Annotated in this window: 21 protein-coding genes and 1 tRNA gene; 15 read left to right on the top strand and 7 right to left on the bottom strand. The window is 56.6% G+C overall.

Features of this window, described 5'->3' with window-relative positions; genetic code table 11:
- Positions 1–164: 164 nt before the first annotated feature.
- Positions 165–458, bottom strand: a complete 294-nt coding sequence (locus GS605_RS17265) for a hypothetical protein (RefSeq protein ID WP_171724779.1) — start codon at positions 456–458, stop codon at positions 165–167.
- Positions 459–769: 311 nt separating this feature from the next.
- Here GS605_RS17265 and GS605_RS17260 point away from each other — a divergent pair, with 311 nt between their 5' ends.
- The 5 genes from GS605_RS17260 to GS605_RS17240 all read left to right on the top strand — a co-directional run bounded on the left by GS605_RS17260 (position 770) and on the right by GS605_RS17240 (position 8,854).
- Positions 770–2,437, top strand: coding sequence for a hypothetical protein (locus GS605_RS17260; protein ID WP_171724778.1), 1,668 nt, complete (start codon positions 770–772; stop codon positions 2,435–2,437).
- 152 nt (positions 2,438–2,589) lie between these two features.
- Positions 2,590–4,101, top strand: a complete 1,512-nt coding sequence (locus GS605_RS17255) for a hypothetical protein (RefSeq protein ID WP_171331943.1) — start codon at positions 2,590–2,592, stop codon at positions 4,099–4,101.
- A complete protein-coding gene (locus GS605_RS21285) occupies positions 4,098–6,233 on the top strand; it encodes a BadF/BadG/BcrA/BcrD ATPase family protein (RefSeq protein WP_171724777.1) in 2,136 nt (711 codons plus the stop codon). Before GS605_RS17255 ends, GS605_RS21285 begins: the two co-directional genes overlap by 4 nt.
- Complete coding sequence (locus GS605_RS17245) at positions 6,184–7,374, top strand: acyl-CoA dehydratase activase-related protein (RefSeq protein ID WP_171724776.1); 1,191 nt, start codon at positions 6,184–6,186, stop codon at positions 7,372–7,374. The genes GS605_RS21285 and GS605_RS17245 overlap by 50 nt, the downstream gene beginning before the upstream one ends.
- A 178-nt stretch (positions 7,375–7,552) precedes the next feature.
- A complete protein-coding gene (locus GS605_RS17240; RefSeq protein ID WP_171638420.1) occupies positions 7,553–8,854 on the top strand; it encodes an adenylate/guanylate cyclase domain-containing protein in 1,302 nt (433 codons plus the stop codon).
- Between the two features lie 258 nt (positions 8,855–9,112).
- Here GS605_RS17240 and GS605_RS17235 read toward each other — a convergent pair whose 3' ends face one another.
- The 3 genes from GS605_RS17235 to GS605_RS17225 form a co-directional block, all read right to left on the bottom strand.
- Positions 9,113–9,478 (bottom strand): hypothetical protein, encoded by a 366-nt coding sequence (locus tag GS605_RS17235; RefSeq protein ID WP_171724775.1) that lies wholly within the window; start codon positions 9,476–9,478, stop codon positions 9,113–9,115.
- A 111-nt stretch (positions 9,479–9,589) separates the two neighbouring features.
- Positions 9,590–10,540, bottom strand: coding sequence for an AraC family transcriptional regulator (locus GS605_RS17230; RefSeq protein ID WP_171724774.1), 951 nt, complete (start codon positions 10,538–10,540; stop codon positions 9,590–9,592).
- Between the two features lie 107 nt (positions 10,541–10,647).
- Positions 10,648–11,514, bottom strand: coding sequence for a branched-chain amino acid aminotransferase (locus GS605_RS17225; RefSeq protein ID WP_171638424.1), 867 nt, complete (start codon positions 11,512–11,514; stop codon positions 10,648–10,650).
- 161 nt (positions 11,515–11,675) lie between these two features.
- Between GS605_RS17225 and GS605_RS17220 the strand changes: the two genes are divergently transcribed.
- The 6 genes from GS605_RS17220 to dxs all read left to right on the top strand — a co-directional run bounded on the left by GS605_RS17220 (position 11,676) and on the right by dxs (position 16,932).
- A complete protein-coding gene (locus GS605_RS17220) occupies positions 11,676–12,188 on the top strand; it encodes a MarR family winged helix-turn-helix transcriptional regulator (RefSeq protein ID WP_171638426.1) in 513 nt (170 codons plus the stop codon).
- A complete protein-coding gene (locus GS605_RS17215; RefSeq protein ID WP_171724773.1) occupies positions 12,185–12,886 on the top strand; it encodes a response regulator in 702 nt (233 codons plus the stop codon). The genes GS605_RS17220 and GS605_RS17215 overlap by 4 nt, the downstream gene beginning before the upstream one ends.
- A gap of 68 nt (positions 12,887–12,954) precedes the next feature.
- Entirely contained in the window at positions 12,955–13,881 is a 927-nt protein-coding gene (locus GS605_RS17210) for a histone deacetylase family protein (protein ID WP_171724772.1), read from the top strand.
- Positions 13,878–14,120: an exodeoxyribonuclease VII small subunit gene (locus GS605_RS17205; RefSeq protein WP_171638430.1), complete on the top strand. Its 243-nt coding sequence runs from the start codon at positions 13,878–13,880 to the stop codon at positions 14,118–14,120. Before GS605_RS17210 ends, GS605_RS17205 begins: the two co-directional genes overlap by 4 nt.
- Positions 14,121–14,987 carry a polyprenyl synthetase family protein gene (locus GS605_RS17200; RefSeq protein WP_171724771.1) on the top strand — a complete coding sequence of 289 codons (867 nt, stop codon included), beginning with the start codon at positions 14,121–14,123 and terminating at the stop codon, positions 14,985–14,987.
- Between the two features lie 16 nt (positions 14,988–15,003).
- Complete coding sequence (dxs, locus tag GS605_RS17195) at positions 15,004–16,932, top strand: 1-deoxy-D-xylulose-5-phosphate synthase (RefSeq protein WP_171638434.1); 1,929 nt, start codon at positions 15,004–15,006, stop codon at positions 16,930–16,932.
- 62 nt (positions 16,933–16,994) lie between these two features.
- On the opposite strand, the gene GS605_RS17190 is transcribed toward dxs, so the two are convergent.
- Positions 16,995–17,070, bottom strand: a tRNA-Thr gene (locus tag GS605_RS17190).
- Positions 17,071–17,305: 235 nt separating this feature from the next.
- Here GS605_RS17190 and GS605_RS17185 point away from each other — a divergent pair.
- From GS605_RS17185 to arsB, 4 genes are read left to right on the top strand one after another with little or no spacing between them, the layout of a single operon-like run.
- Complete coding sequence (locus GS605_RS17185; RefSeq protein WP_171724770.1) at positions 17,306–18,133, top strand: helix-turn-helix domain-containing protein; 828 nt, start codon at positions 17,306–17,308, stop codon at positions 18,131–18,133.
- On the top strand, positions 18,130–19,128 hold the full coding sequence (locus GS605_RS17180) for an ArsJ-associated glyceraldehyde-3-phosphate dehydrogenase (protein ID WP_171724769.1): 999 nt from the start codon (positions 18,130–18,132) through the stop codon (positions 19,126–19,128). Before GS605_RS17185 ends, GS605_RS17180 begins: the two co-directional genes overlap by 4 nt.
- A complete protein-coding gene (gene arsJ / locus GS605_RS17175; RefSeq protein WP_171724768.1) occupies positions 19,125–20,390 on the top strand; it encodes an organoarsenical effux MFS transporter ArsJ in 1,266 nt (421 codons plus the stop codon). The genes GS605_RS17180 and arsJ overlap by 4 nt, the downstream gene beginning before the upstream one ends.
- On the top strand, positions 20,387–21,409 hold the full coding sequence (gene arsB / locus GS605_RS17170) for an ACR3 family arsenite efflux transporter (protein ID WP_171724767.1): 1,023 nt from the start codon (positions 20,387–20,389) through the stop codon (positions 21,407–21,409). Before arsJ ends, arsB begins: the two co-directional genes overlap by 4 nt.
- A gap of 71 nt (positions 21,410–21,480) precedes the next feature.
- On the opposite strand, the gene cobO is transcribed toward arsB, so the two are convergent.
- Both cobO and GS605_RS17160 read right to left on the bottom strand, forming a co-directional pair.
- A complete protein-coding gene (cobO, locus tag GS605_RS17165) occupies positions 21,481–22,080 on the bottom strand; it encodes a cob(I)yrinic acid a,c-diamide adenosyltransferase (protein ID WP_171116939.1) in 600 nt (199 codons plus the stop codon).
- 56 nt (positions 22,081–22,136) lie between these two features.
- Entirely contained in the window at positions 22,137–23,072 is a 936-nt protein-coding gene (locus GS605_RS17160; protein WP_171724766.1) for a DMT family transporter, read from the bottom strand.
- Between the last annotated feature and the right edge of the window lie 34 nt (positions 23,073–23,106).

Here is a 23,106-nt window from a genome sequence, read left to right as displayed (position 1 = left end):
GAAGGTCGTAGGTTCAAATCCTACTCCCGCAACCAAAATAAATCACTTGATTACAGCTTTTTACCCGCCGCCCCAAGGCGGTGTTTCTATTTGTGCCGATACCGCTGGAAGCACTGTGGAAGCAACAGGAGCGGAGTCGTCCTGTGGTGAATGTGCAACAAAGGCTAGGCGCCGAGCCAGCGCACGTGTGGTCTACCTTGCTGCACCTCGTTCAGATAGGCAAAAAGGCTGATGGCATCCCCGCCTTTTTCACCCGTCGCGAAGTCTGCCCACAGTCCGCTGTCGAGATTGATCCGAAACGAACCCCGCGACCGATCTGCGCGGGTGGGATTCGGCGCCACCCATTCGCTCCCGATGATCCGGCCATCTGGCAACCATTCGGCCAGTAGAGTTTGCAGATTGATCCGGGCCAGTGCAGCAATGCCCGCAAATTCGATGGGTTTCCAGTTACCAGTCATTTGCAACCACCTCCTGAAGACGCGCGATCTCGAACGCTTCTACATCTCCCATGCGATAGCGGACCAATCGGCGATGGCCGGATGCGGTAAAGGTGTTGAGAACTCTGCCAACACCTCACATGGACTGACCGCAAAATGCCCTGCTCAACTTGGATTTGGTGAAGCGGGTTGCCGGGGCTGAAAATTGCAAAAATTTTCGAAAAACCTTAAACTCAGCAGATTAAGGCCAAAAGCCATTTCCGGTTTTTGACAGCAAAGTCATACGAAAACAGAAAATTCCCGGCTGAATTTTATTTCGTGGAGCCAAAAATATGACTGACAAAAACACCTTTATTGACATGCACACCCACCTGTTCACGGCGCGATATCTGCCGTTGCACAGTATCTTCTACTCGTTCACTTCACTGTATTGGTTTTCGCTTGGGTTGGCCTTTCTGGCGGTTCGTTTGACCCGCATGAGTGACTTCAGCAAACTCGCGACGGAAGAACCTGACCAGGACGATTTGATCGACGCGTTGCTCGATCACGATGTGGACCGGCTTATGCGGGCCATTGCACATCCAGTTCGCGAGAAGATCAGAGAGTATCAATTGACACCCAGCCCCAGCCACCAAGATTGGAAGGACATAGAGGACCTGATCCGAGCCCTAAACGATATTGACCGTGATATCAACTATTCAAGGGCGGGTGACCTCCCAATAGGTGTTCAGCTTGTGGGCGGCGACAGAATTTCTGAAAGGTCCGTCTTTGGAGACAGTGGCACGGACCCTGATTTGCTGGACCGTTTTCTGGCCGAGGCCTTCAGGACCGCTGGTCAAAAAGCGGCAGAAAGCGATTTCTTTCATGAAGCTGCACACTTGCCGTCGGGTGAGGTGTACAAACCTGGATCTGATGCCGGCTTTCGTGCCGTCCGCATTCCAATCGGTCAAATCGGCATTATCTTTCAGTTTCTTGAATTCTTTGTCATCATGACCTTGTCCGAGCGAAACCGGTTCAAAGCGCTCAAGAGGGATTTCAAGAAGGATGGTCAGGCGAGTGACCCGGAAGCCAGCCTTTTCGTGGGTATCCTGCTGGATATGCGCCGTGCCTTCGACAAGCTCAAGGAATTTTGGATGCCCGGATTCCTACCGCCGTATTTTGACTTCACCGAACAAATGGACCGGATGCAGTCACTCGCAGCTGAGAACCCGAATGAATTGATCAATTTTGGTGCGGTTGACCCGTTTCGAGGCGGGAACTGGAAACAGATTGTCGATTCAGGCGTTGCACGAGGAATAACGGGATACAAAATCTATCCGCCCTTGGGGATCCGGCCGATCGATATGCGCGGCTACCAGACCCCGGTCGCCCCTGGGCGAAGTCTGGACAAGTACAGAGAAAAAGCGCAGAACCCTGCGCCCTACCCGATGGCACAGGCCAAGATGGGTGACATCATTCGCCATTTCTCCAGCCACAACCTGCGTTTGTTTGCCCATTGCAACCCGATGGGGTTTGAGGTGGAGACAGGATACGGCGTCTATTCCGATCCAGAGTTATGGAAGCACGCGATGGAGACCCACAATGCCCGGAACCTTTGGTTGTTCCTGGCTCATGGTGGTGGGGCAAAAGAAGTAGATTGGATGGGGTGGGCAGCAACCAACAATTTTGACCAAACATTTGCCTATCGTGCTATTCGCCTGGTTGAGGAATTCGACAATGTTTATCTTGGCTTGGGTCATATTTTGGGAATTATGGATCCAAAGCTTAAGCCAAAGATATTCCAGCGGCTAAAATCAGTACTAGTGGGCAAGAGAACCAAGAACGCACCGCACCACTTCCGGGACAAAGTGTGTTTTGGAACGGATTGGGCGATGCCCCTGATGGTCGGCAGAACCCGTGAATACCTGATCGAATTTGACACGTTCTTCAGCGATCCACAGATCAGTCCTTGTGCACCTAACTTCTTTGAAGGAAATGCAAAAAAATTCCTGGGTATTTGATGGGTTTTCAGGCTGAGAGTGCCTGACCGGCGTCCATGACAACCTGAATTTCCGATGGTCCTGTTTCACACGGACTCCCAATACCTGAGGCGATCTCTGAATAATATATTGTGCATTGTAAATACATGTTATGTTGGTTGGGGGGTATTTTTATGAGTCGTATTTTGGAAGAGTCCTATAGGGCCTACGAACCTCGTCCTTTTACTGCGGATCAGCGCAAGGATGTCACCCTGTTGTTTGGTGGGGTTACGTGGCGCGCCGAAAAACTGCTGGAAGGCCTGTTCAAAAGCGCGGGCTACAATGCGCAGCGCCTGCCTGATGTGACAGTTGAAGACTTGTACCTGGGACGTGAACTGGCGGATGTCGGACAGTGCTGCCCCACAGCTTTCACGACGGGCAACTTGTCGAGTTTTCTCAGAAACGAAGCCGAGGCTATCGGCGCTGACGAAGTGGCCGAAAAATATGTTTATGTGACCGCCGGGGCCTGCGGAGCCTGCCGTTTCGGTCAATATCACCAAAGCTATGAGCTTGCGCTGAAGAACCTGGGGCTCGAGGCGTTCAGGATGTTTCTGGTTCAACAGCATGAAATCGATCAGTCGAAAGGCAAAGACGCCGGTTTGCAGACTGATATTCACCTGCTGCTGAGCACGGCCTTGGGCATGATGGCAGCGGATGCCATTCAGGATCTGGAATACCAGCTGCGGCCCTATGAGCTAGAGCAAGGCGCGACCAACCGGGCGGCGCAGAAGGCGGTTTCCGAGATATACGACGCCATGTTGAGTAGGCCGAAGCAAATGCCGAAATGGGGATCGGTCCTGTGGCATTCGACGACCAGACGCTTTCTGAAGGCCATGAGGCGTGCACGCGACCACTTTGAAGACATCCAGCTTGACCGATTGAGGGTCAAGCCCATGGTCAAGATCACCGGCGAGTTCTATCTTGCCACCGCCGAAGGGGTGCAGAACTACAATATGCACAAATGGCTTGAAGGCGAAGGCGCCGAAGTTCAGCCGGCACCGATGGTCGTATGGTTCGATTACCTGATGCGGTATGGCGGACAAAAGCTCAAGCTGGGCTTCGGGATAAAAGACAAAGCGCGTCAGAACTATGCTCTGTTGAAACTTGGGCAGCGCTTTTTCAGGTTCAAATACGATCAGATGCGCCGGATGCTTGGGGGCGTTCCCCGTCCGATGCCCGATCAGGACAAGCTGCGGAAACTGGCGGCTCCTTTTTTTGACAACATGATCAACGGGGGTGAGGGTGATTTGCTGATCGCCAAGGCGATCTGGGCGCATACCCAGCGAAAGGCACATATGATTTGCGAGCTGTCGCCCTATGGCTGCCTTCCAAACACTATGAGCATCGGCGCAATGGCGGCCGTACAGGGCCGGTATCCCGACATGCTGTATGCCCCAATCGAGGTAAAAGGGGACAGCGACGTACATGCTTTGTCGCGGTGCCAGATGGTGCTGGCAGACGCCAAGATCCGCGCGCAGGAGGAATTTGAATCTGCTCTTGCCGCCGCCGGGTTGACTGCGGACGAGGCCAGAAAGCGCGCCAAAGAGCATCCCAAGGTCAACACGCCATTTTGGAAAGTTCCCCATCGCGGCGCCGTGGGTACGGCATCCAATGTCGTGCTTGAGCTGGGAAATGCCACGTTGTGAAATTCGCTGGGGTAGATATTGGATCGACAACTGTAAAAGGCGTCGTGGTAGAAGATGGCGAAGTCATCTGGAAAGCCTATGGTCGTCACAAAACACGCCAGGCCGAGAAAACCCTTGAACTGCTGTCGCAGATGGAGCTGGAGGCCGGCCTGACCGCCGGTCGCGATGTTGCCACGTTTACAGGATCCGGGGCTGGGACACTGGCAGATCATGTGAACGCGCGGCAAATCCAGGAAGTTGTCGCCGTCGCCGCCGCTGTCGAAGCGTTGCATCCGGATGTGCATTTCGTGTCTGAAATTGGCGGTGAAGACATGAAGACGTTGTTCTTCACGCCAACCTCCGCGGGCAAGGCCAAGCAGGTCTATATGCAATCAGCCTGCAGTGGCGGTACGGGCACATTTATCGAAAAATCCGCACGAAAACTGAACATTTCCCCGGACGAGCTGACCACTCTGCCATTCGATGGTCAAACCCTTCATCGGATCAGCGCTAAATGCGGGATCTTTGCAGAGACTGACGCAAACAGTCTGGTCAAGGCCGGAGTTCCCAAGACCGAAATCATCGCAAGCTTGTTTGACGCGGTCGTGCGGCAGAACCTGGCGACTTTGACAAAAGGCAACACCCCCACACCATCAGTGCTTTTGCTGGGCGGACCGAACATGTTCTTTCAAGGTCTTCAGCAGGCATGGGCAAGCCATTTGGCCGCGCTCTGGGACGAGCGCAATGTCGTATTGGAAGCAGGACAGAGCGTCACCGATGCTATCCTGGTTCCCGGCGATGCCTTGTACTATGCAAGCCTTGGCTGCGTCGAGATCTCTCGTCGGGAACAAAATGTATCCAGGGCCTATTCCGGCACGGATGGCCTGAAATGGTGGGTGGAAACGGGCCAACACGGTGAAAAGGCCAAGACCGGGCAAGAGGCCTTGGCCCGGAACGGTGAACTCGTACGGTTCCTGGAGGATTTTACGCAACCCGTGATCCAGATGCCCCACCCCGTTGCGGCCGAGGCATACTATGTCGGGTGCGATTTCGGCAGCACTACGGTCAAGGCGGTGGCGTTGGACCGCGACGCTGAAATCAAGGCTTCGGTCTATCAGCATAGTCAGGGAAACCCGATCGAAGACGCCAAGTCCGTTTTCCGCAAGTTGCGCGATGCAGGGATCGAGGATATCGGCGCTCTTGGCCTGACGGGGTACGGGAAAGATCTGCTGAAGGATATTTTGGGGGCGGACGTGCCAGTGGTTGAGACGGTCGCACATGCGGCTGCTGCCATGCACATACATCCCGACGCAGACGCGATATGCGACGTCGGTGGGACCGATGTCAAAATCATGCTGTTGCGGCAGAAAGCGGTCGTCGATTTTCGGCTCAATTCCCAATGTTCTTCCGGCAATGGGGCGTTTCTTCAAGGCGTTGCCGAACGCTATGATGTCCGGCTTGAGGATTACGCCGAAAAAGCCTTCAGCGCCAAGCGGATGCCGAAACTGATGATGGGGTGCGGCGTGTTCCTTCAGTCCGACATCGTGAACCAGCAACGCAAAGGGTGGGCGGCAGAAGAAATCATGGCAAGCCTTGCTGCGGTCCTGCCCCTGAATGTTTGGGTCTATGCCGGGCAGTTTCAGAACCTCAAGGCCATCGGCAGGAAGTTTGTCCTGCAAGGCGGAACACATCGAAACCTGGCCGTCGTCAAAGCCCAGATCGATTTCATCAGGGGTAAAATTCCTGACGCGGAAATTACCGTGCACCCTCATGCTGGCGAGGCCGGCGCTTTGGGCGCCGCCCTTCTTGCGCTTGAACACGTGAACACCGGGCAAACGTCCCGCTTCGTCGGGCACGACCGCGTCGAAGAACTGGAATATGTCAGTACAACCAACAGCAAAACCACCTGCAAGTGGTGTGCGATGAACTGCAGCCGGGCCTTTGTGGATGTTCAGATCCCCGGCGGCCGTGGCCGGGCAAACAGCAAGGTCCCTCTGGCGGAAGGGTGGGAGCGGGTGATTACCGGCAATTCTTGCTCGAAAGGGTTGATTGAAGACGCAGCCGAGATGAAAGCGCGAAAAAAGCAAATCGACGAGGAAGCGAATGCCAATCCAAATATTGCAGAAAGCGTTCGCGAAGGCGCCTTTCGCTAAGTCCAAACCACCCAAGCGGGATTTTCGGATCGGCATCCCTCGGGTCCTGAACCAGTGGTCGACGCACAGGTTTTGGACGACATTGTTTGTTGAACTGGGAATCAATCGCCGCAATATCGTCTATTCGTCGGACACATCGGAAGCACAGCAGCTGAAATTCGGAAAAGGGCGTGGTGCTGTTGATTGCTGTTACCCCGTCAAGTGCATGTCCGGCCATTATGGTGAATTGCTGGACGGGCAAAAGCGCCCCATTGATATCCTGTTCGTTCCCATAATCCTGACTGTCCCATCCTTTTTGCGGGGTCATGTTCGGGAAAACATGGCCTGCCCGCGCGTTATTGCCGGCCCCGAAAGTACACGAGCCGGATTTCGGCGGGAAAAGGACGTGTTCAAGGAAGTGGGCGTACATTATCTTTCGCCCGCCGTATCCTTGGCAGACCCACAAATTGCGACCCGGCAGCTGTACGATGCCCTGAAGGGCGTAATCACCGACTTGCGCTTGGCTGAACTGCGCGCTGCGGTTTCCAAAGCTTATGACGCCCTTCAAGAGTTTGATCAGAGTCTGCGGCGGCAAAGTCTGGCGGTACTGTCCGAGTGCGCCACACAACATCGGCCTTGCATCCTGGCCTTGGGCCGCCCCTACCACATGGACACCGGAATTGGCCACGCCATTGAAAGTGAGTTGCAGGCCTTTGGTTATCCGATCCTCTGGGGTCAGTACCTGCCATTGGACGCAGAGATACTGGATTGGTTATACGGCGATCTGATCAAAGCTGGCCGAATTCAAAGCCCTTTTGACATTTCGGATATTTGGAAAACGTCTCACAGTGCAAACACCAACGAACTTCTTTGGGCTGCACGCTACGGATCTATTATGCCGTGGATAACCTGTTCAATCCGGTTTTCAAGCTATGAATGCGGAATGGACCAGCCGACTTATTCACCAGTCCAGGAAATTACCGAAGCGCTTGGAACGCTTTTCTTTGTGTTTCAGGATCTCGATGAGACGAAACCTGCCGGCTCTGTCCGAATTCGCGTGGAAACCATTGCTTACTATCTGGAACAGAAATCGCCGAATATCATTCAGAGCAAACTGGAGGCCTTGAAAACAGCACCACCTGAATTGTTGTTGCCAACTTGATCCAACGGCCGATTTTCAGGGCAGTACGGCACCCGTTTGCGGGCGCGAGGCCAAAAGCGGTTCAGGTTGTGTTGGCGTCTCGACGCGAAATTGACTTCTGAACAAACAACCTGGGGCTTATCGACTAAGAAAGGGATTTGAGGGATATTTTGCATAGAGCTGGCGCGGGGGCGATGCTTTGCTGAAACACATTGTGGACTCTGAAAATCCGATCGACGATGGAAAAATAAGACGAAAAATGCAAGTTGTTAACGTTGCAGCCTTTATTGCGTCGCTTGGGTTCGGTTTCACAGCTTTCTACCAGTTCCAACTTGGACCAGACTGGAGATATCTCGCATGGGTAAACTTTGGTCTTGGCTTCGCGGCACTTTTGACGATGACGTTGGATCGCTTCGGCCTTGAGGTCAAAGTCGCTTATTTTACAGTGTGGTTATTCCTGTTTCTGGCCCATGACATCAGCGTCGGCAAAAACGGTGAAGATCATCTGGTCTTGCTGGTCGGCCCGCCCTTGCTTTTTTATTTTCTAGGGGCCGCATATTGGCGCTGGATCACTTTGATAACGATCCTCAGCGCAGCTTTGTTTATTTACATATCGCTTGTCGTTCCTTTGCATATACCGCCCGGCGAAACGATTTGGGATATTATTGCGCAGTCATATCGGGACGGATTTGTAAGGCAGCCTCAGGATGTTATTTTTATTGTGTTGATTTTGGGAATCGTCTCGGCGCTTTTTTTCACCTCCTATTCTGCAAATGCCGCAATAGATCGATACGAAGATGCTTTGGAAAGGGAATTTGCTGTTTCCGAGCGGCTGATAAATGTTCTTTTGCCTTCGCGCATTGCAAGGCGCATCAAAGCGCACCCGGACAGGTTAATCGCTGAAAGAATTGATGACGCCACAATTCTGTTTTCTGATTTGTCTGGATTTTCTGAATTCGCGGCCGCCAATGGGGCAAGGGCGACGGTCAAATTGCTGGGCTCCGTGTTCTCAGCATTCGATGAACTGGTTTTGAGCTACAAGCTGGAGAAAATCAAAACCATCGGTGACAGTTACATGGTTGCAGGTGGTTTGGACCCCTCGGTCAAAGAGAGGCAACCGGATTCTGTTCGCATGGCGGCGTTGGCGATTGATATGATTGCGACGGTCGAGCAGGTGACAGACAAACTGCATCCAAAGGTGTCCCTGCGGGTCGGAATTCACAAAGGCCCGGTAATCGCAGGTGTAATCGGCGGCGACAAACCGTTTTTTGACGTTTGGGGTGATACAGTCAACATCGCCTCAAGAATGGAAAGCACCGGAGAACCCGGGCGCGTTCAAATCTCACCCGAAGTAAGAGACGAGATAGCCGAATATGTAGATTGCGAGAGACGAGAGGTTATCAATATCAAGGGAAATGGCGAAATCCAACCGTATTGGCTGCTGAAGGTCCACGACAAACCTGCAACGTCACACTCGTCCGAGCGGCTCATCAAAGGCTGAAAACCTTATCTTCTCGGTGAAACGTGCCAATTTCAGTGCGGGTTCAATCAGTGACTGGAATGGGGCGAACCTGGGTCAGTTGAAACAACAGATCACGCGGAGGCAGCTGCGAGCCGCAGCCGGATGGCCTGTTGTGACAGTGAGAGCATTCCTTTGAAGCCCGGCCGCTTTTTTAAAAAACGAGCCGCCGGATGAAAACCCCGGCGGCTCGGACCTTGGCGCTTTACGGTGAAACTGGGACAACCGTGGTCAGCGGTTTTATGCGGCAACTTCCTGCTCGGGCGCGCTGAGCGAGATGACAAGCACCACGGCCGCGCCGTTCAGCCAATAAAACACCGCATCCAGTCCTGAGAACCCCAGGACGCTGGGTGCAAACAGGAATGTGATGCCGACAATCAAGTCTACGGCCAGATGGAACTTGTAGGGAAGGACCCGCCAAATCCCAAGGTGGTGATCCGTCAGTACCGTCAGAACAAACGCAGCAACACCGGTGACAACCGACAGCCACAGGGCCAGGGGGTTGGATTGGCCCAATCCCATCAGGAACGGCAACGTCATGAGGGCAATGGCGACGGGGTAGTCGAGGTAAGCATGGACAGAGCGGGTAACGAAACGCAGGGACATCAGATCTTCCTTTTCTCAATCAATGATAAAGGGAAGGTAGGACGCCCAAGCCGAACGCTGAATTCCTGATCGTCTCTAATACCATGCAGATCGTTCAAAAAACCTGGGGGATCAATGCATCGCCCGGTACGCAGCCGGTGACAACCCAACCTGTTTCTTGAACACGCGTGAGAAAGCCGCCTCGGAGGCATACCCGACCTCGGCCGCTGCATCTGCAACGTTCCATCTTGCCTCGGTCAGGCCGTGGCACGCGATTTGCATCCGCCAATCCGTGAGGTACTGCATCGGCGTAGTGTCCATCTTTTCAGCAAAACGCTGAGCAAAGGCAGTGCGCGACATACCCGCCACACGTGCCAAAGACGCGACGCTCCAGTCCTTGGCCGGGGCCTGGTGGAACGCGGTCAAGGCCCGCGAGATGCGCTGATCAGCAAATCCTGCCAATGCGGAATCCTGCGGGCTTTGACGCTCCAGATAGGCCCGGATCGCCTGTGCGAACAGGGCCTCGGACAGTTTCAGCGCGATCAGGTCGCCACCGATTTTTGCGCCTGAAACCTCAGAGCCGATCATGCGCAGGGTGGCTTCCATCCACGATCCGGCCTCTTCGCCATAATTCTCGATCAGGATATAGGGCGGCAGGCGGTCGATCAGCATATGCCCGGTGCCGTTTCGGCCGGCCGGGCCGGAAAAAGAGAAATGACCGCAGATCAGCTGTGTATCCCGTTCCTCGTCAGCACCGCCATAGACCAGCACGCCTTCGCCCGAGTAGCCCGCGCGCTCCAGCACCTGCTCCAGAGGCAATGCGTCCAACGGCTTGACCTCGGCGCAGAGCAATGCGTGTGGCGCCCCGTGGGGGATCAGGATCAGGTCCCCCTGCCTCAACCGCAGCGTTTCGCCCGTGGTCGAGACATGAACCTTCAGCTCACCACGCTGCACAAAATGAAACCGCGCCACGTTTTCGAACCCCGGCACCTGAATTCCGAAGGGCGGAGTGAATGACGTGCGGAAGTAAAACGTGCCGCGCAAGGAAAGGCGGGTGAGAATATCGCTGAGAAGGTCCAACATGTGCCGAAGATACGCAATCTGTGCAATCCGTCCAGATGGCCGAACGGTTTGCACAAAAAATTGCACGTTTGGCAACAAAAAGCCCCCGACAAAGCGGGGGCAATGTCTTACGAGCGAACCAGTTTCTCGTAATCTTCGGCGATTTGGCGGGTCAGGTCGCCGACCTCGAATGTATATTCGCCGATCTGTCCGACAGGCGTGACCTCGGCCGCGGTGCCGGTCAGCCAGCACTGTTCGAAGTCAGCCATTTCTTCGGGCTTGATGCGGCGCTCATGCACGGTGATGCCCTTGTCTTTCAACATCTGGATCACCGTCTGGCGGGTGATGCCGTTCAGGAAGCAGTCTGCCAGCGGGGTGTGCACCTCGCCATCCTTGACGAAAAACACGTTTGCGCCGGTGGCCTCGGCGACATAACCGCGCCAGTCCATGAACAATGCGTCCGAGCATCCTTTGGCCTCGGCCTTGTGCTTGGATATGGTGCAAATCATGTAAAGACCCGCGGCCTTGGCATGGACCGGAATGGTTTCCGGGCTGGGGCGTTTCCATTCGGCGATGTCCAGCTTGGCGCCCTGCAACTTGGCATCGCCGTAATAGGCGCCCCAAGGCCAGACGGCGATGGCCATGCGCACCGGATTGCGCGCCGAAGCCACGCCCATATCCTCGCCCGAGCCACGCCAGACCAACGCCCGCACATATGCGTCCTGCAAACCGCTGGCTTTCAGCGCTTCTTCCTTCGCAGCTTCGATTTCATCAACCGAATAAGGCATCGGCATGTCCAGCGCTTCGGCCGAGGCGATCAGACGCTGGGAATGTTCGCGGCTTTTGAAGATCTTACCGTTGTATGCGCGCTCGCCTTCGAATACCGATGACGCATAGTGCATTGCGTGGGTCAGAATGTGCACATTGGCCTCACGCCAGGGCACCAGCTTGCCATCCATCCAAATGGTGCCATCACGATCATCATACCCCGCCATGCGAAACCTCCTGAACCGGGTTGAGTTTTCGATTGTTGCGCGATTTAGGTCCGGTGCGGACACAATATTGCGCAAAAACTGCAATTCGATACCGCTCTACTCTTGGAATGTCAATAACGCTGACATAAACTCGGCCCCGGTAGTAACGAATGAGGCATGATATGTCCGACGTCCGTCCGGCCCCGCGTTATGGAGGCGAGAGCCTTTTGTTTTTGACCGATGAGCAATTGAGGCAGGGGATCGAGGCCATGTTCTTCGCCTATCGTGGCTTTACGGCTGATCCCGACCGCATCCTCGCAGAGATGGCCTATGGCCGCGCCCACCACCGGGCAATCCACTTCATCAACCGCGCGCCGGGCACGACGGTCAACAATTTGTTGGCCATCCTTGGCGTGACAAAACAGTCTCTGAACAGGGTTTTGCGAACCTTGATCGAGGATGGTTTGGTGGAAAGCCGCGTGGGTACAGTGGACAAACGCGAACGCCACCTATTTCTGACAGAAAAGGGGCAGTCGCTGGAAACCACGTTGTCGGATGCTCAGCGGGCAAGAATGCGCGCCGCCTACAAGGATGCCGGTCCCGAAGCCGTGGCCGGATTTCGCAAAGTGCTTGAAGCAATGATGGATGCTGATATGCGTCATGCCTATACGAAACTTCGGGATACGACCACATGAGCGATATGGATGCCCATCTGCTGATTGTTGACGACGACGAGCGCATTCGTGATCTGCTCAAGAAGTTTTTGATGCGAAACGGGTTTTTGGTTACTGCGGCACGGGATGCGGCCCACGCGCGGCGCGTATTGTCGGGGTTGGATTTCGACATGATCGTCATGGACGTGATGATGCCGGGCGAGGATGGTGTCAGTCTGACCCGCGCTTTGCGGGAAACGCATACGACACCGATCCTGCTGCTGACAGCAAAGGGCGAGACGGAACACCGGATCGCGGGCCTCGAGGCCGGGGCGGATGATTACCTGGCAAAACCGTTCGAGCCGAAAGAGCTGCTGTTGCGGATCAACGCGATCCTGCGCCGGATGCCGGAGACACCGGCAGAAGAATCCGCGGCGAAGATCCTGAACCTCGGGCCCATCCGCTATGACATTGAACGCGGTGAGATGTGGCAGGGCGAAGACCCGGTCCGTCTGACCGCAACCGAAAGCCAGTTGATGAAGATATTCTCGGCCCAGCCCGGAGAGCCCATCAGCCGCGCCAAGCTGGTCGAGGATCTGGGCCGCGACAAGGGTCAGGCGCAGGAGCGCGCGGTGGATGTGCAAATCACGCGCCTTCGACGCAAAATCGAACAGGACCCCAAGCAGCCACGCTATTTGCAGACTGTGCGGGGCGCGGGGTATATGCTTGCGCCGGATTGAGATGCCGCTGCGCGGCGTTTTTTGGCCTTCGGCGAGGATATTTGTAGCCAGATGAAGATGGGATCCCAATGACAACCGCCCTTTTGACCCACGCCGATTGTCTGGGCCATGTGACACCTGACGGGCACCCGGAACGGGTGGCGCGGCTGGAGCATATATTGCATGCATTGGAAGCGCTGGAGCTGAAGCGGGTGACGGCTCCGCTGGCTGCGGATGACGATCTTCTGCGCATTCACCCCGAGAGCTATATCCGCGACATTCGGGCCGCGCGCCCTGCGGACGGGTTCGCCCAGATCGACGGGGATACGTTCCTGTCTCCGGGATCGGTGGACGCAGCATACCGCGCTGCGGGTGCGGCGGTGCGGGCCGTTGATCTGGTTTTGGGCGGTGAAGCATCGAACGCGTTCTGTGCCATTCGCCCGCCGGGGCACCATGCGGAAACCGAAACGGCCATGGGCTTCTGCCTGTTTGGAAATGCAGCATTGGCGGCGAAACACGCGCTGGACCATCACCGCTTGAATCGTGTGGCGGTGGTCGACTTTGACGTGCATCACGGCAATGGAACCCAAGACCTGTTGTGGGATGAAGCGCGGGCATTGGTGATAACCAGCCAGCAGATGCCTTTGTGGCCCGGATCGGGCCGGCCCGAGGAAACGGGTGTTCATGATACGGTTCTCAACATCCCTCTGGCGCCCGGCAGTGGCGGCGTCGAGATGCGTGCCGCCTATGAAACGAAGGCCTTTCCGCGCTTGCGGGCCTTCAGGCCGGAACTGATCATCATTTCCGCCGGGTTCGACGCCCATCAGGACGACCCGCTGGCCAATCTGAACTGGGCCACTGATGACTTCGCCTGGATCACCGCAGAGCTGTGCAGGATTGCCGACGAGGTTTGCGACGGTCGTATCGTCTCGACTCTGGAAGGCGGGTATGATCTGAACGCACTGGCCCAGGCCACACGCGCCCATGTGGAAGAATTGATAAAGGCAGCCCGATGACCCAGACTCCCGTAGACCAGATGACATTCGAACAGGCGATGAAAGAGCTTGAAGCCGTAGTCGGCCAGCTGGAACGTGGCGATGTCGCGCTGGATCAATCAATTGCGCTGTACGAACGCGGCGCGGCGCTGAAAAAGCGGTGCGAAGACGAGTTGAAGCGCGCGGAAGAAAAAGTCGCAGCGATCACTCTGGACGCCAGTGGTCAGCCGACCGGTACGACGCCCGTCGAAGGTATGTGAATGTTCCCCGAAAGACTTGCGCAGGATGCTGCCAGCATTCAAAGCCATTTTGATCTGGTTTTGGGCGCGTTTGCAGACGTGGATGTAACCCGGGCCATGGCATATGCCACCCGAGGCGGAAAGCGGCTGCGCGGGTTTCTAGCATTGGAAAGTGCCCGACTGCACGGTGTTGAAGAAGACCGGGCGATCTGGCCGGCCACGGCCATAGAGGCGCTGCACGCTTATTCCCTGGTGCATGACGACCTGCCCTGCATGGATGACGATGACCTGCGCCGCGGGCGGCCCACCGTTCACGTAGAGTGGGATGAGGGCACGGCTGTTCTGGCCGGGGATGCCCTTCAGACGCTTGCTTTTGAACTTTGCACCTGTTCGCAGGTTGGGTCCGCAGACATTCGCGCAGACCTTGCCCTGACCCTGGCCAAAGCCAGCGGCGCACAAGGTATGGTGCTGGGACAGGCGCTGGACATTGCGGCGGAAACGGCCGCCAATCCGCTGACGCTGGACGAAATCACGCGTCTTCAGGCCGGCAAGACGGGCGCCCTGATCGAGTGGTCTGCCTGCGTTGGCGCCGTTATGGCCCGATCCGATCCTGACCCGTTGCGCCGATATGCCCGGGCAATGGGTCTTGCTTTTCAGATCGCAGATGACATCCTTGATATCGAAGGCGATGCCCAAAAGGCGGGCAAGCGATTGCAAAAGGATACCGAGGCAGGGAAAGCCACTTTTGTTTCGCTTTTGGGTCTGCCTGCTGCCAAAGCCCGCGCAAGTGAACTTGTGGATCAGGCCTGCGCCGCTTTGGACGGGTTTGGTCCGAGGGCGGAAACCTTGAAGGAAGCCGCCCGCTTCGTTATTGCCCGGGACAGCTAAGCCAGGAACGCGACACATGTCTGACCGCCCCAATACGCCCTTGCTGGATCTTGTGAACCGCCCAGCGGATCTCAAGCAGTTCTCGGACGCGCAGCTGCACCAGGTCGCACAGGAGTTGCGGGCCGAAACAATTTCGGCGGTTGCCGTGACCGGCGGGCATTTGGGGGCCGGCTTGGGTGTCGTTGAACTGACCACCGCGTTGCACGCTGTGTTTGACACGCCCCGAGACAAGATCATCTGGGATGTGGGTCATCAGTGTTATCCGCACAAAATCCTGACCGAACGACGTGATCGCATCCGCACATTGCGCATGAAGGATGGCCTCAGCGGTTTCACCAAGCGCAGCGAAAGCCCCTATGATCCATTTGGCGCTGCGCATTCCAGCACGTCGATCAGCGCTGCTTTGGGTTTTGCTGTCGCACGGGATCTGGGTGGTGTCACGCCCGAAGGGCTGGGCGACGCAATTGCGGTGATCGGCGATGGTTCGATGTCTGCGGGCATGGCCTTTGAGGCGATGAACAATGCGGGCCACCTGAAAAAGCGTCTGATCGTCATTCTGAACGACAACGAGATGAGCATCGCGCCGCCAGTTGGTGCGTTGTCCAGCTATTTATCGCGTATCTATTCCGAAGAACCGTTTCACGATCTGAAAGCTGCTGCAAAAGGCGCTGTCTCATTGCTGCCCGAGCCATTCCGGGAGGGTGCCAAGCGCGCCAAGGAGATGCTGAAAGGCATGGCGGTGGGCGGCACGCTGTTCGAAGAGCTTGGGTTTTCCTATCTCGGCCCGATAGATGGCCATGACATGGACCAGCTGCTGCCTGTTCTGCGCACGGTCAAAGCACGGGCAACCGGGCCGATTCTGATCCATGTATTGACGAAAAAAGGCAAGGGGTATGCCCCCGCCGAACAGGCCCGCGACAAAGGCCATGCCACGGCCAAGTTCGATGTGGTTACTGGGGAGCAAAAGAAGGCACCTTCAAACGCGCCCTCTTATACGTCTGTATTCGGCAAGGCGCTGGTGGATGAGGCCGCGCGTGACGACAAGATCGTTGCCGTGACTGCTGCGATGCCCGACGGAACTGGCCTCAACCTGTTCGCCGAGCGCTATCCGTCACGTTGCTTTGATGTGGCGATTGCCGAACAGCACGGCGTGACGTTTTCGGCTGCGCTTGCCGCAGGAGGAATGAAGCCGTTTTGCGCAATGTATTCGACCTTTCTGCAGCGTGGTTACGACCAGGTGGTACATGACGTGGCGATTCAGCGCCTGCCCGTACGTTTTGCAATCGACCGGGCAGGTTTGGTCGGGGCTGACGGCGCCACCCATGCGGGGTCGTTCGACATTGCCTATTTGGCCAACCTGCCCGGTATGGTCGTCATGGCTGCCGCAGACGAGGCCGAGCTGATGCATATGGTGGCGACCGCCGCCGCGCATGACGAAGGCCCCATTGCGTTCCGCTATCCGCGCGGCGAAGGTGTCGGGGTGGACTTGCCCGAACGCGGCGAGGTTCTGGAGATCGGCAAGGGCCGCGTTATCCGGGAAGGTGCGCGGGTGGCTTTGCTTTCATTCGGTACACGTCTGGCAGAGGTTCAGAAGGCGGCGGAATCCCTTTCAGCCAAAGGCATAACGCCCACGATTGCCGATGCTCGTTTTGCCAAACCTCTTGACCGTGACCTGATCCTGGATCTGGTATCCCGCCACGAGGCGTTGATCACCATAGAAGAAGGGGCCGTTGGCGGTTTTGGCAGCCATGTCGCTCAACTTTTGGCGGATGAAGGTGTATTTGATCGGGGGTTGAAATACCGCTCGATGGTTTTGCCTGATATTTTCATCGATCAAGCCAGCCCCGCGGACATGTATGCGGTGGCCGGCATGAATGCCGAGCATATCGAAGCGAAAGTTCTGGACGTTCTGGGTGTTGCCTCGATCGGAGAGAAACGCGCTTAGCGCGCCAGTCGGCAGGGCAGCGGAGGTTGCGAGGGCCGAATTCCGTTTGACCTGGATATATCTGGTGCCGCTGAAGGGACTCGAACCCCCGACCCCATCATTACGAATGACGTGCTCTACCAGCTGAGCTACAGCGGCACCTTAGGTCATATGGAACTGATTATGACCGGATGCGAAGCTTCGTTTAAACCGTCAGTCTGGCGCCTGCAAGCCCGGTCGTAACCGTTTTGACGTTGCTCAGCACGGCTGGGCCTCGAGTTGTGAACCGAAAGCCTGCGGCCAGTCTTTCAAATTGGCGCTCTGATCCGTGAATTTTTTGTGACGATGCGGAATGAAATTGACCCATCTTCATTATTTCAATAATTCATGAAATATGATAGAAAAGATAATCGATCAGTTTACCATCCTTGGCCACCCGCAGCGCATCACCGTGTTTCGCATGTTGATGCGACGGTTTCCTGACAGGGTTCCCGCGGGCGAGCTGGCGGCGGAGCTGGATATCAAACCCAGTACCATGTCGAACTACCTGAATGCATTGCAGCGGTCGGGATTGGTGAAACAGGAACGATCCGGGACGTCTCTGCTCTATTCGATTGAAATGAAAACTGTGCAGCAGATGCTGGATTTCCTGATCATGGATTGCTGCCGTGGCCGTCCGGATATCTGCATGCCCTTTCCAAAAGACACCGCGACGAACCGAAAGGTCAATGTGCTGTTCATTTGTTCCGGCAACTCGGCCCGTTCGATTTTTGCCGAATCCTTGCTGCGACAGATCGGCGGCGACCGGTTCAACGTCTATTCGGCCGGGACGCGGCCCAGTTCGGAACTCAATCCCTTTGCGGTGCAGGTTCTGCACGACAAGGGGCACGATATCTCGGGCCTGCGGCCGAAGAATCTGTCCGAGTTTTCGGCGCCGGACGCGCCCGTCATGGATTTCGTCTTTACTGTCTGCAATCAGGCCGCCAACGAAGAATGCCCGGCTTGGGAGGGTCAACCGATAAGTGGCCATTGGGGCGTGGAAGATCCGGTCAAGGCCGAAGGTACCGACGCCGAGAAAAGCCTGGCCTTTCAAACCGCCTATGGTGCACTGAAGCGCCGGATTCAGGCCTTTTCGTCATTGCCGGTCGAAAGCCTTGACCGGATCGCATTGCAATCCGCCGTCGATGAAATCGGGCGTACGCCTATCGAGGAAACGAAATGACCACCTACGCACTGAACGGCCTTGGCCGTATGGGAAAACTGGCCCTGAAGCCCTTGCTTGAAAAAGGCGCAAAGATAGCCTGGATCAACGATGCCGTCGGTGATCCCGAGATGCATGCGCATCTGCTGGAGTTCGACACCGTGCATGGGCGCTGGGAGGCGGAATTCGACCATGATGCAGACAGCATCACGGTCAACGGTACCCGCCTGCCGTTCGTTGGCACAAAAGACCTGAGCGCGTTGCCGCTGGACGGTGTTGACGTGGTGATCGACTGCACCGGCGTGTTCAAGACCGAAGCGAAGCTGGCACCGTATTTTGACGCTGGGGTGAAGAAGGTTGTTGTCTCTGCTCCGGTCAAGGACGGGCCGACGGCCAATATCGTCATGGGTGTGAATGACGGAACCTACGACCCCGCGGCGCACAGGATCGTGACGGCGGCCTCGTGCACGACAAACTGTCTTGCGCCTGTCGTGAAGGTCGTTCACGAAAACCTGGGCATCCGCCATGGATCAATGACGACGATTCACGACGTAACCAACACGCAGACAATTGTGGATCGGCCTGCCAAGGATCTCAGGCGCGCTCGCTCTGCCCTGAACTCTTTGATCCCGACCACGACCGGGTCGGCCACGGCCATCACTCTGATCTATCCGGAACTCAAAGGTCGTCTGAACGGCCATGCGGTTCGGGTGCCGTTGCTGAACGCCTCGTTGACCGATTGCGTGTTCGAGGTTGAGCGTGAAACCACGGTTGAAGAGGTCAACGCCTTCTTCAAAACCGCTGCCGAAGGCGAACTGAAGGGCATTCTGGGCTATGAGACGCGCCCGCTGGTGTCCACCGATTACACCAATGACGAACGCTCTTCGATCATCGATGCGCCCTCGACCATGGTTGTGAACGGGACGCAGGTGAAAATCTATGCGTGGTACGACAACGAGATGGGTTATGCGCATCGGCTGGTGGATGTCGCGCTGATGGTCGGGGCATCATTGTGACGCAACGCCCCGAAGGACTGTCGGCTTATATCGCGGTCACGGCTGCCTATTGGGCCTTCATGCTGACCGACGGGGCGCTCAGGATGTTGGTGCTGTTGCACTTTCACACACTGGGCTTTTCACCGGTGCAGCTTGCCTATCTGTTTGTGCTTTATGAAATCGCCGGGATTGTCACCAACCTGTCCGCCGGTTGGATCGCCGCACGGTTCGGGCTGACCTCGACCCTCTATGCTGGGCTGGGGGTGCAGATCGTCGCGTTGCTCGCCATGACGCAGCTTAACCCGAACTGGACCGTCGCGGCTTCGGTCACTTTTGTCATGATCGTGCAAGGGGCCAGTGGAGTAGCCAAGGATCTGGCCAAGATGTCTTCGAAATCGGCGGTCAAATTGCTGGCTCCTTCCGAAGGAGGCGCGTTGTTTCGATGGGTTGCGGTTCTGACGGGTTCGAAAAACGCGGTCAAAGGGCTGGGATTCCTGTTGGGTGCCGCCATGCTTGCAACGCTGGGCTTCATTCCGGCAGTGCTTGCCATGGCCGTCGTTCTGGCGGTGATCCTGGTCGCGGTGATGCTGTTCATGCCAGCGGGCCTGCCGAAGGGGCGCAAGGGCGCAAAGTTCTCTGAGGTTTTTTCAAAATCCGCAAATGTGAACTGGTTGTCCGCGGCGCGTGTCTTCCTGTTCGGCGCGCGGGACGTCTGGTTCGTGGTCGGCATTCCGATCTATTTCTATGCTGTTCTTTCAGACGGCACCGAAGAGGGCAATCGGGCCGCGTTCTTCATGATCGGAACATTCATGGCGGTGTGGATCATCCTCTATGGCGCCGTGCAGGCCAACGCCCCAAGGATCCTTCGTGCGTCAGATCGAACCGAAGGTGATCTGATCCGTGCCGCACGCAGCTGGGCGGCGATCCTGTTCTGCGTTCCTGCGGCTCTGACACTGGCTGTTTTGCTGTCACATGGGCCCGAGACCTGGCTGACCCTGACGCTGGTCGTCGGGCTTTTGGTCTTTGGTGCGATCTTCGCGGTCAACTCATCGCTGCATTCCTATCTGATTCTTGCCTTCACCCGGTCCGAGCGTGTGACGATGGATGTCGGCTTTTACTACATGGCAAACGCGACGGGGCGGTTGGCCGGCACCGTCTTGTCTGGCCTGACCTATCAGGTCGGGGGGCTGCCCATGGTGCTGGGCACGGCGGCCGTGATGGTCGGGCTTGCCGCGCTGACCTCTGGCAAACTTACGGATCAAACGGCTGAGGCGCTATCATGAGCATTTTTGAACGGTATCTCACGATCTGGGTTGCACTTGCGATGATCGGTGGCGTCCTGATCGGACTGGCCGCGCCGGGGCTGGTGCAGCTGGTGGCAAGCGCTGAAATTGCCAGCGTCAACCTGGTGGTGGCGGTGCTGATCTGGGCAATGGTTTACCCGATGATGGTCAAAGTCGATTTCGGTGCAGTCGCCGGAGTCGCCCGCCAGCCACGTGGTCTGATTGTGACGCTGGTGGTGAACTGGCTGATAAAGCCTTTCACCATGGCACTGCTGGCCGTCCTGTTTTTCGACTATGTCTTCGCACCCTGGATCGCGCCCGAAGATGCGGCGCAATACACTGCCGGTCTGATCCTGCTGGGGGCCGCCCCTTGCACCGCCATGGTGTTCGTATGGTCGCAGCTAACCAGAGGCGACGCGACGTACACGCTGGTTCAGGTCTCGGTCAATGATCTGATCATGGTCGTGGCATTTGCGCCGATCGTGGCCTTTTTGCTGGGTGTCACCGACATCGAAGTGCCGTGGCAGACTTTGGTTTTGGCCACGGTCCTTTATGTGACGCTGCCGCTTGTCGCCGGGTTGATCACCCGCCGCAGATTAGGCTCTAAACAGTCGATAGAAGCCTTTTCTTCGCGGGTGAAGCCGTGGTCCGTCATGGGATTGATTGCAACCGTGGTCATCCTGTTCGGCCTGCAAGGTCAGACCATTCTGGCGAAACCGACGGTCATCGTTCTGATCGCCGTTCCCATTCTGATCCAAAGCTATGGTATTTTTGCCATTGCCTATGGCGCCGCTTATGCGCTGAAGGTTCCCCACCGGATCGCAGCGCCCTGTGCCATGATCGGGACATCGAACTTTTTCGAACTGGCCGTTGCCGTCGCAATCAGCTTGTTCGGTCTTCATTCCGGCGCGGCACTGGCGACGGTTGTGGGGGTCCTGGTCGAAGTACCGGTAATGCTGTCGCTTGTGGCTTTCGCCAACCGAACACGCCAGCGTTTCCCGGAACCTGCGACATTATAGAATCGGTCAACGCGGCAGGGCGATAATCGGAACTGGCGGCTATGAACCGCCAGCCTTGCAGCAACGTTGCTTCAGAAATCCACGCCGCGCTGTGCTTTGATGCCCGCTTGGAACGGGTGTTTCTCCTCGGTCATTTCCGTGACTAGATCAGCATAGTCACGCAGCGCGTTCGGCGCGTCGCGGCCAGTCAGGAATACGCTGGTCTTTTCCGAGCGCGCGTTCAAACCTTCGATGACCTGTTCGACCGACAGGTATTCGTAACGCAGGGCGATGTTGATCTCGTCCAGCACAACCAGATCATATTCGCCGCTGGACATCAGGGCGCAGGCCTTGTCGAAGGCGGCATTGGCAGCTGCAATATCGCGTTCCCGGTCCTGTGTGTCCCAGGTAAAACCTTCGCCCATCGTATGCCATGTCACCAGATCGCGCTCTTCGAAGAAACGGCGCTCGCCAGTTTTCCATTTGCCCTTGATGAACTGCACCACAGCAACTTTCTGGCCCCAGCCCAGGGCGCGAATGACCACGCCGAACGCGGCCGAGGACTTGCCTTTGCCCTTGCCGGTATTGATCAGGACCAGACCGCGGCCTGGATCCACGGCCTCGGACACTTTCTTGCGGTGCTGGGCCTGCACCTTCTGCATCTTTTCCTTGTGATCCTGCGCGTCGCTCATTTGGGAACCTCTTTGACTGTGCGGCCCAACCTAGGGGAAGATTGCAAAAGGTAAAGTCACGCTTTGGGGTCTGTAACCGACCGGGCCTTGCCGCGCTCCAGCCCCAACTGGTGTTCGCGCCAGATGACGACAACATTGCCTGCAATCACCAGCGCGGCACCGATCAGGATTGCAAGCGTTGGCAGTTCGTCGAACCAGACATAGCCTATCACGATCGCAAAAAGCATGGTTGCATAGTCATAAGGCGCCAGCATCGAGGCCTGGCCAAACCGATAGGAAGATGTGACCAAAATCTGCGCGACGCCGCCGATCAGGCCCATCATGACCATGATCAGAGCCTGATTCCATGTGGGCATCGTCCATCCCCAGAATGCCGTCAGAGCGGACAGGAGCGTCGCGGTCATCGAGAAATAGAACACGATGGCCGCAGGGTGATCGACCTTGACCAATTGCCGGATATGGATCTGAACGAAGGCACGTGCGAGGGTTGCGCCCAACACGCATAATGCGCCGATGGTGGCGGCGACCTCCATCTCGGTGGTGCCAAGACGTGGCCAGATCATGATCAGGACGCCCAGCAGACCTAAAGCCACCGCGCCGATACGGATAAGCCGAATCCGTTCGCCCAGCATGACGGCGGCCAGAATCAGGGTGAAGATCGGTGTCGCATAGCCGATGGCAGTAACTTCCGGCAGGGGCAACAGGCTGAGGCCGGTAAAGGTAAGACCCATGGCGCTTGTCCCCAGAACACCGCGCCAGAAATGGCCCATGGGTTTCTTGACCACAAAGCCTTTCGACAACTCCCCCCGCGCGATGAGCCAAAGAATGATCACGGGGATTGCGAACAGGGACCGGAAAAACACCAATTGGCCCGGCGGGAATTCATCTGAAAGTGCTTTGACCAGCGCGGACATCGACGTGAACAGGAACAAGGCGCACAGCTTCAGCGTTACGGCAAGCAGAGGTCGATGCGAAGTTAAGGGTTTTGTCATCGGCGCGAACCTGCGTCTTTGACGGGCAAAGATC

It is taken from the genome of Ruegeria sp. HKCCD7559 (assembly GCF_013110575.1).
Classification (GTDB): Bacteria; Pseudomonadota; Alphaproteobacteria; order Rhodobacterales; family Rhodobacteraceae; genus Ruegeria.
The sequence above is the reverse complement of the archived record's forward strand: the minus strand, read 5'-3'. Positions and strand labels throughout refer to the sequence as shown.

Bases quoted from the DNA above. Each gene is read 5' to 3' on its own strand.
- GS605_RS17265 (WP_171724779.1), bottom strand. From the start codon at position 458: ATGACTGGTAACTGGAAACCCATCGAATTTGCGGGCATTGCTGCACTG.
- GS605_RS17260 (WP_171724778.1), top strand. From the start codon at position 770: ATGACTGACAAAAACACCTTTATTGACATGCACACCCACCTGTTCACG.
- GS605_RS17255 (WP_171331943.1), top strand. From the start codon at position 2,590: ATGAGTCGTATTTTGGAAGAGTCCTATAGGGCCTACGAACCTCGTCCT.
- GS605_RS17245 (WP_171724776.1), top strand. From the start codon at position 6,184: ATGCCAATCCAAATATTGCAGAAAGCGTTCGCGAAGGCGCCTTTCGCT.
- GS605_RS17235 (WP_171724775.1), bottom strand. From the start codon at position 9,478: ATGTCCCTGCGTTTCGTTACCCGCTCTGTCCATGCTTACCTCGACTAC.
- GS605_RS17230 (WP_171724774.1), bottom strand. From the start codon at position 10,540: ATGTTGGACCTTCTCAGCGATATTCTCACCCGCCTTTCCTTGCGCGGC.
- GS605_RS17225 (WP_171638424.1), bottom strand. From the start codon at position 11,514: ATGGCGGGGTATGATGATCGTGATGGCACCATTTGGATGGATGGCAAG.
- GS605_RS17220 (WP_171638426.1), top strand. From the start codon at position 11,676: ATGTCCGACGTCCGTCCGGCCCCGCGTTATGGAGGCGAGAGCCTTTTG.
- GS605_RS17215 (WP_171724773.1), top strand. From the start codon at position 12,185: ATGAGCGATATGGATGCCCATCTGCTGATTGTTGACGACGACGAGCGC.
- GS605_RS17210 (WP_171724772.1), top strand. From the start codon at position 12,955: ATGACAACCGCCCTTTTGACCCACGCCGATTGTCTGGGCCATGTGACA.
- GS605_RS17205 (WP_171638430.1), top strand. From the start codon at position 13,878: ATGACCCAGACTCCCGTAGACCAGATGACATTCGAACAGGCGATGAAA.
- GS605_RS17200 (WP_171724771.1), top strand. From the start codon at position 14,121: ATGTTCCCCGAAAGACTTGCGCAGGATGCTGCCAGCATTCAAAGCCAT.
- dxs (WP_171638434.1), top strand. From the start codon at position 15,004: ATGTCTGACCGCCCCAATACGCCCTTGCTGGATCTTGTGAACCGCCCA.
- GS605_RS17185 (WP_171724770.1), top strand. From the start codon at position 17,306: ATGATAGAAAAGATAATCGATCAGTTTACCATCCTTGGCCACCCGCAG.
- GS605_RS17180 (WP_171724769.1), top strand. From the start codon at position 18,130: ATGACCACCTACGCACTGAACGGCCTTGGCCGTATGGGAAAACTGGCC.
- arsB (WP_171724767.1), top strand. From the start codon at position 20,387: ATGAGCATTTTTGAACGGTATCTCACGATCTGGGTTGCACTTGCGATG.
- cobO (WP_171116939.1), bottom strand. From the start codon at position 22,080: ATGAGCGACGCGCAGGATCACAAGGAAAAGATGCAGAAGGTGCAGGCC.
- GS605_RS17160 (WP_171724766.1), bottom strand. From the start codon at position 23,072: ATGACAAAACCCTTAACTTCGCATCGACCTCTGCTTGCCGTAACGCTG.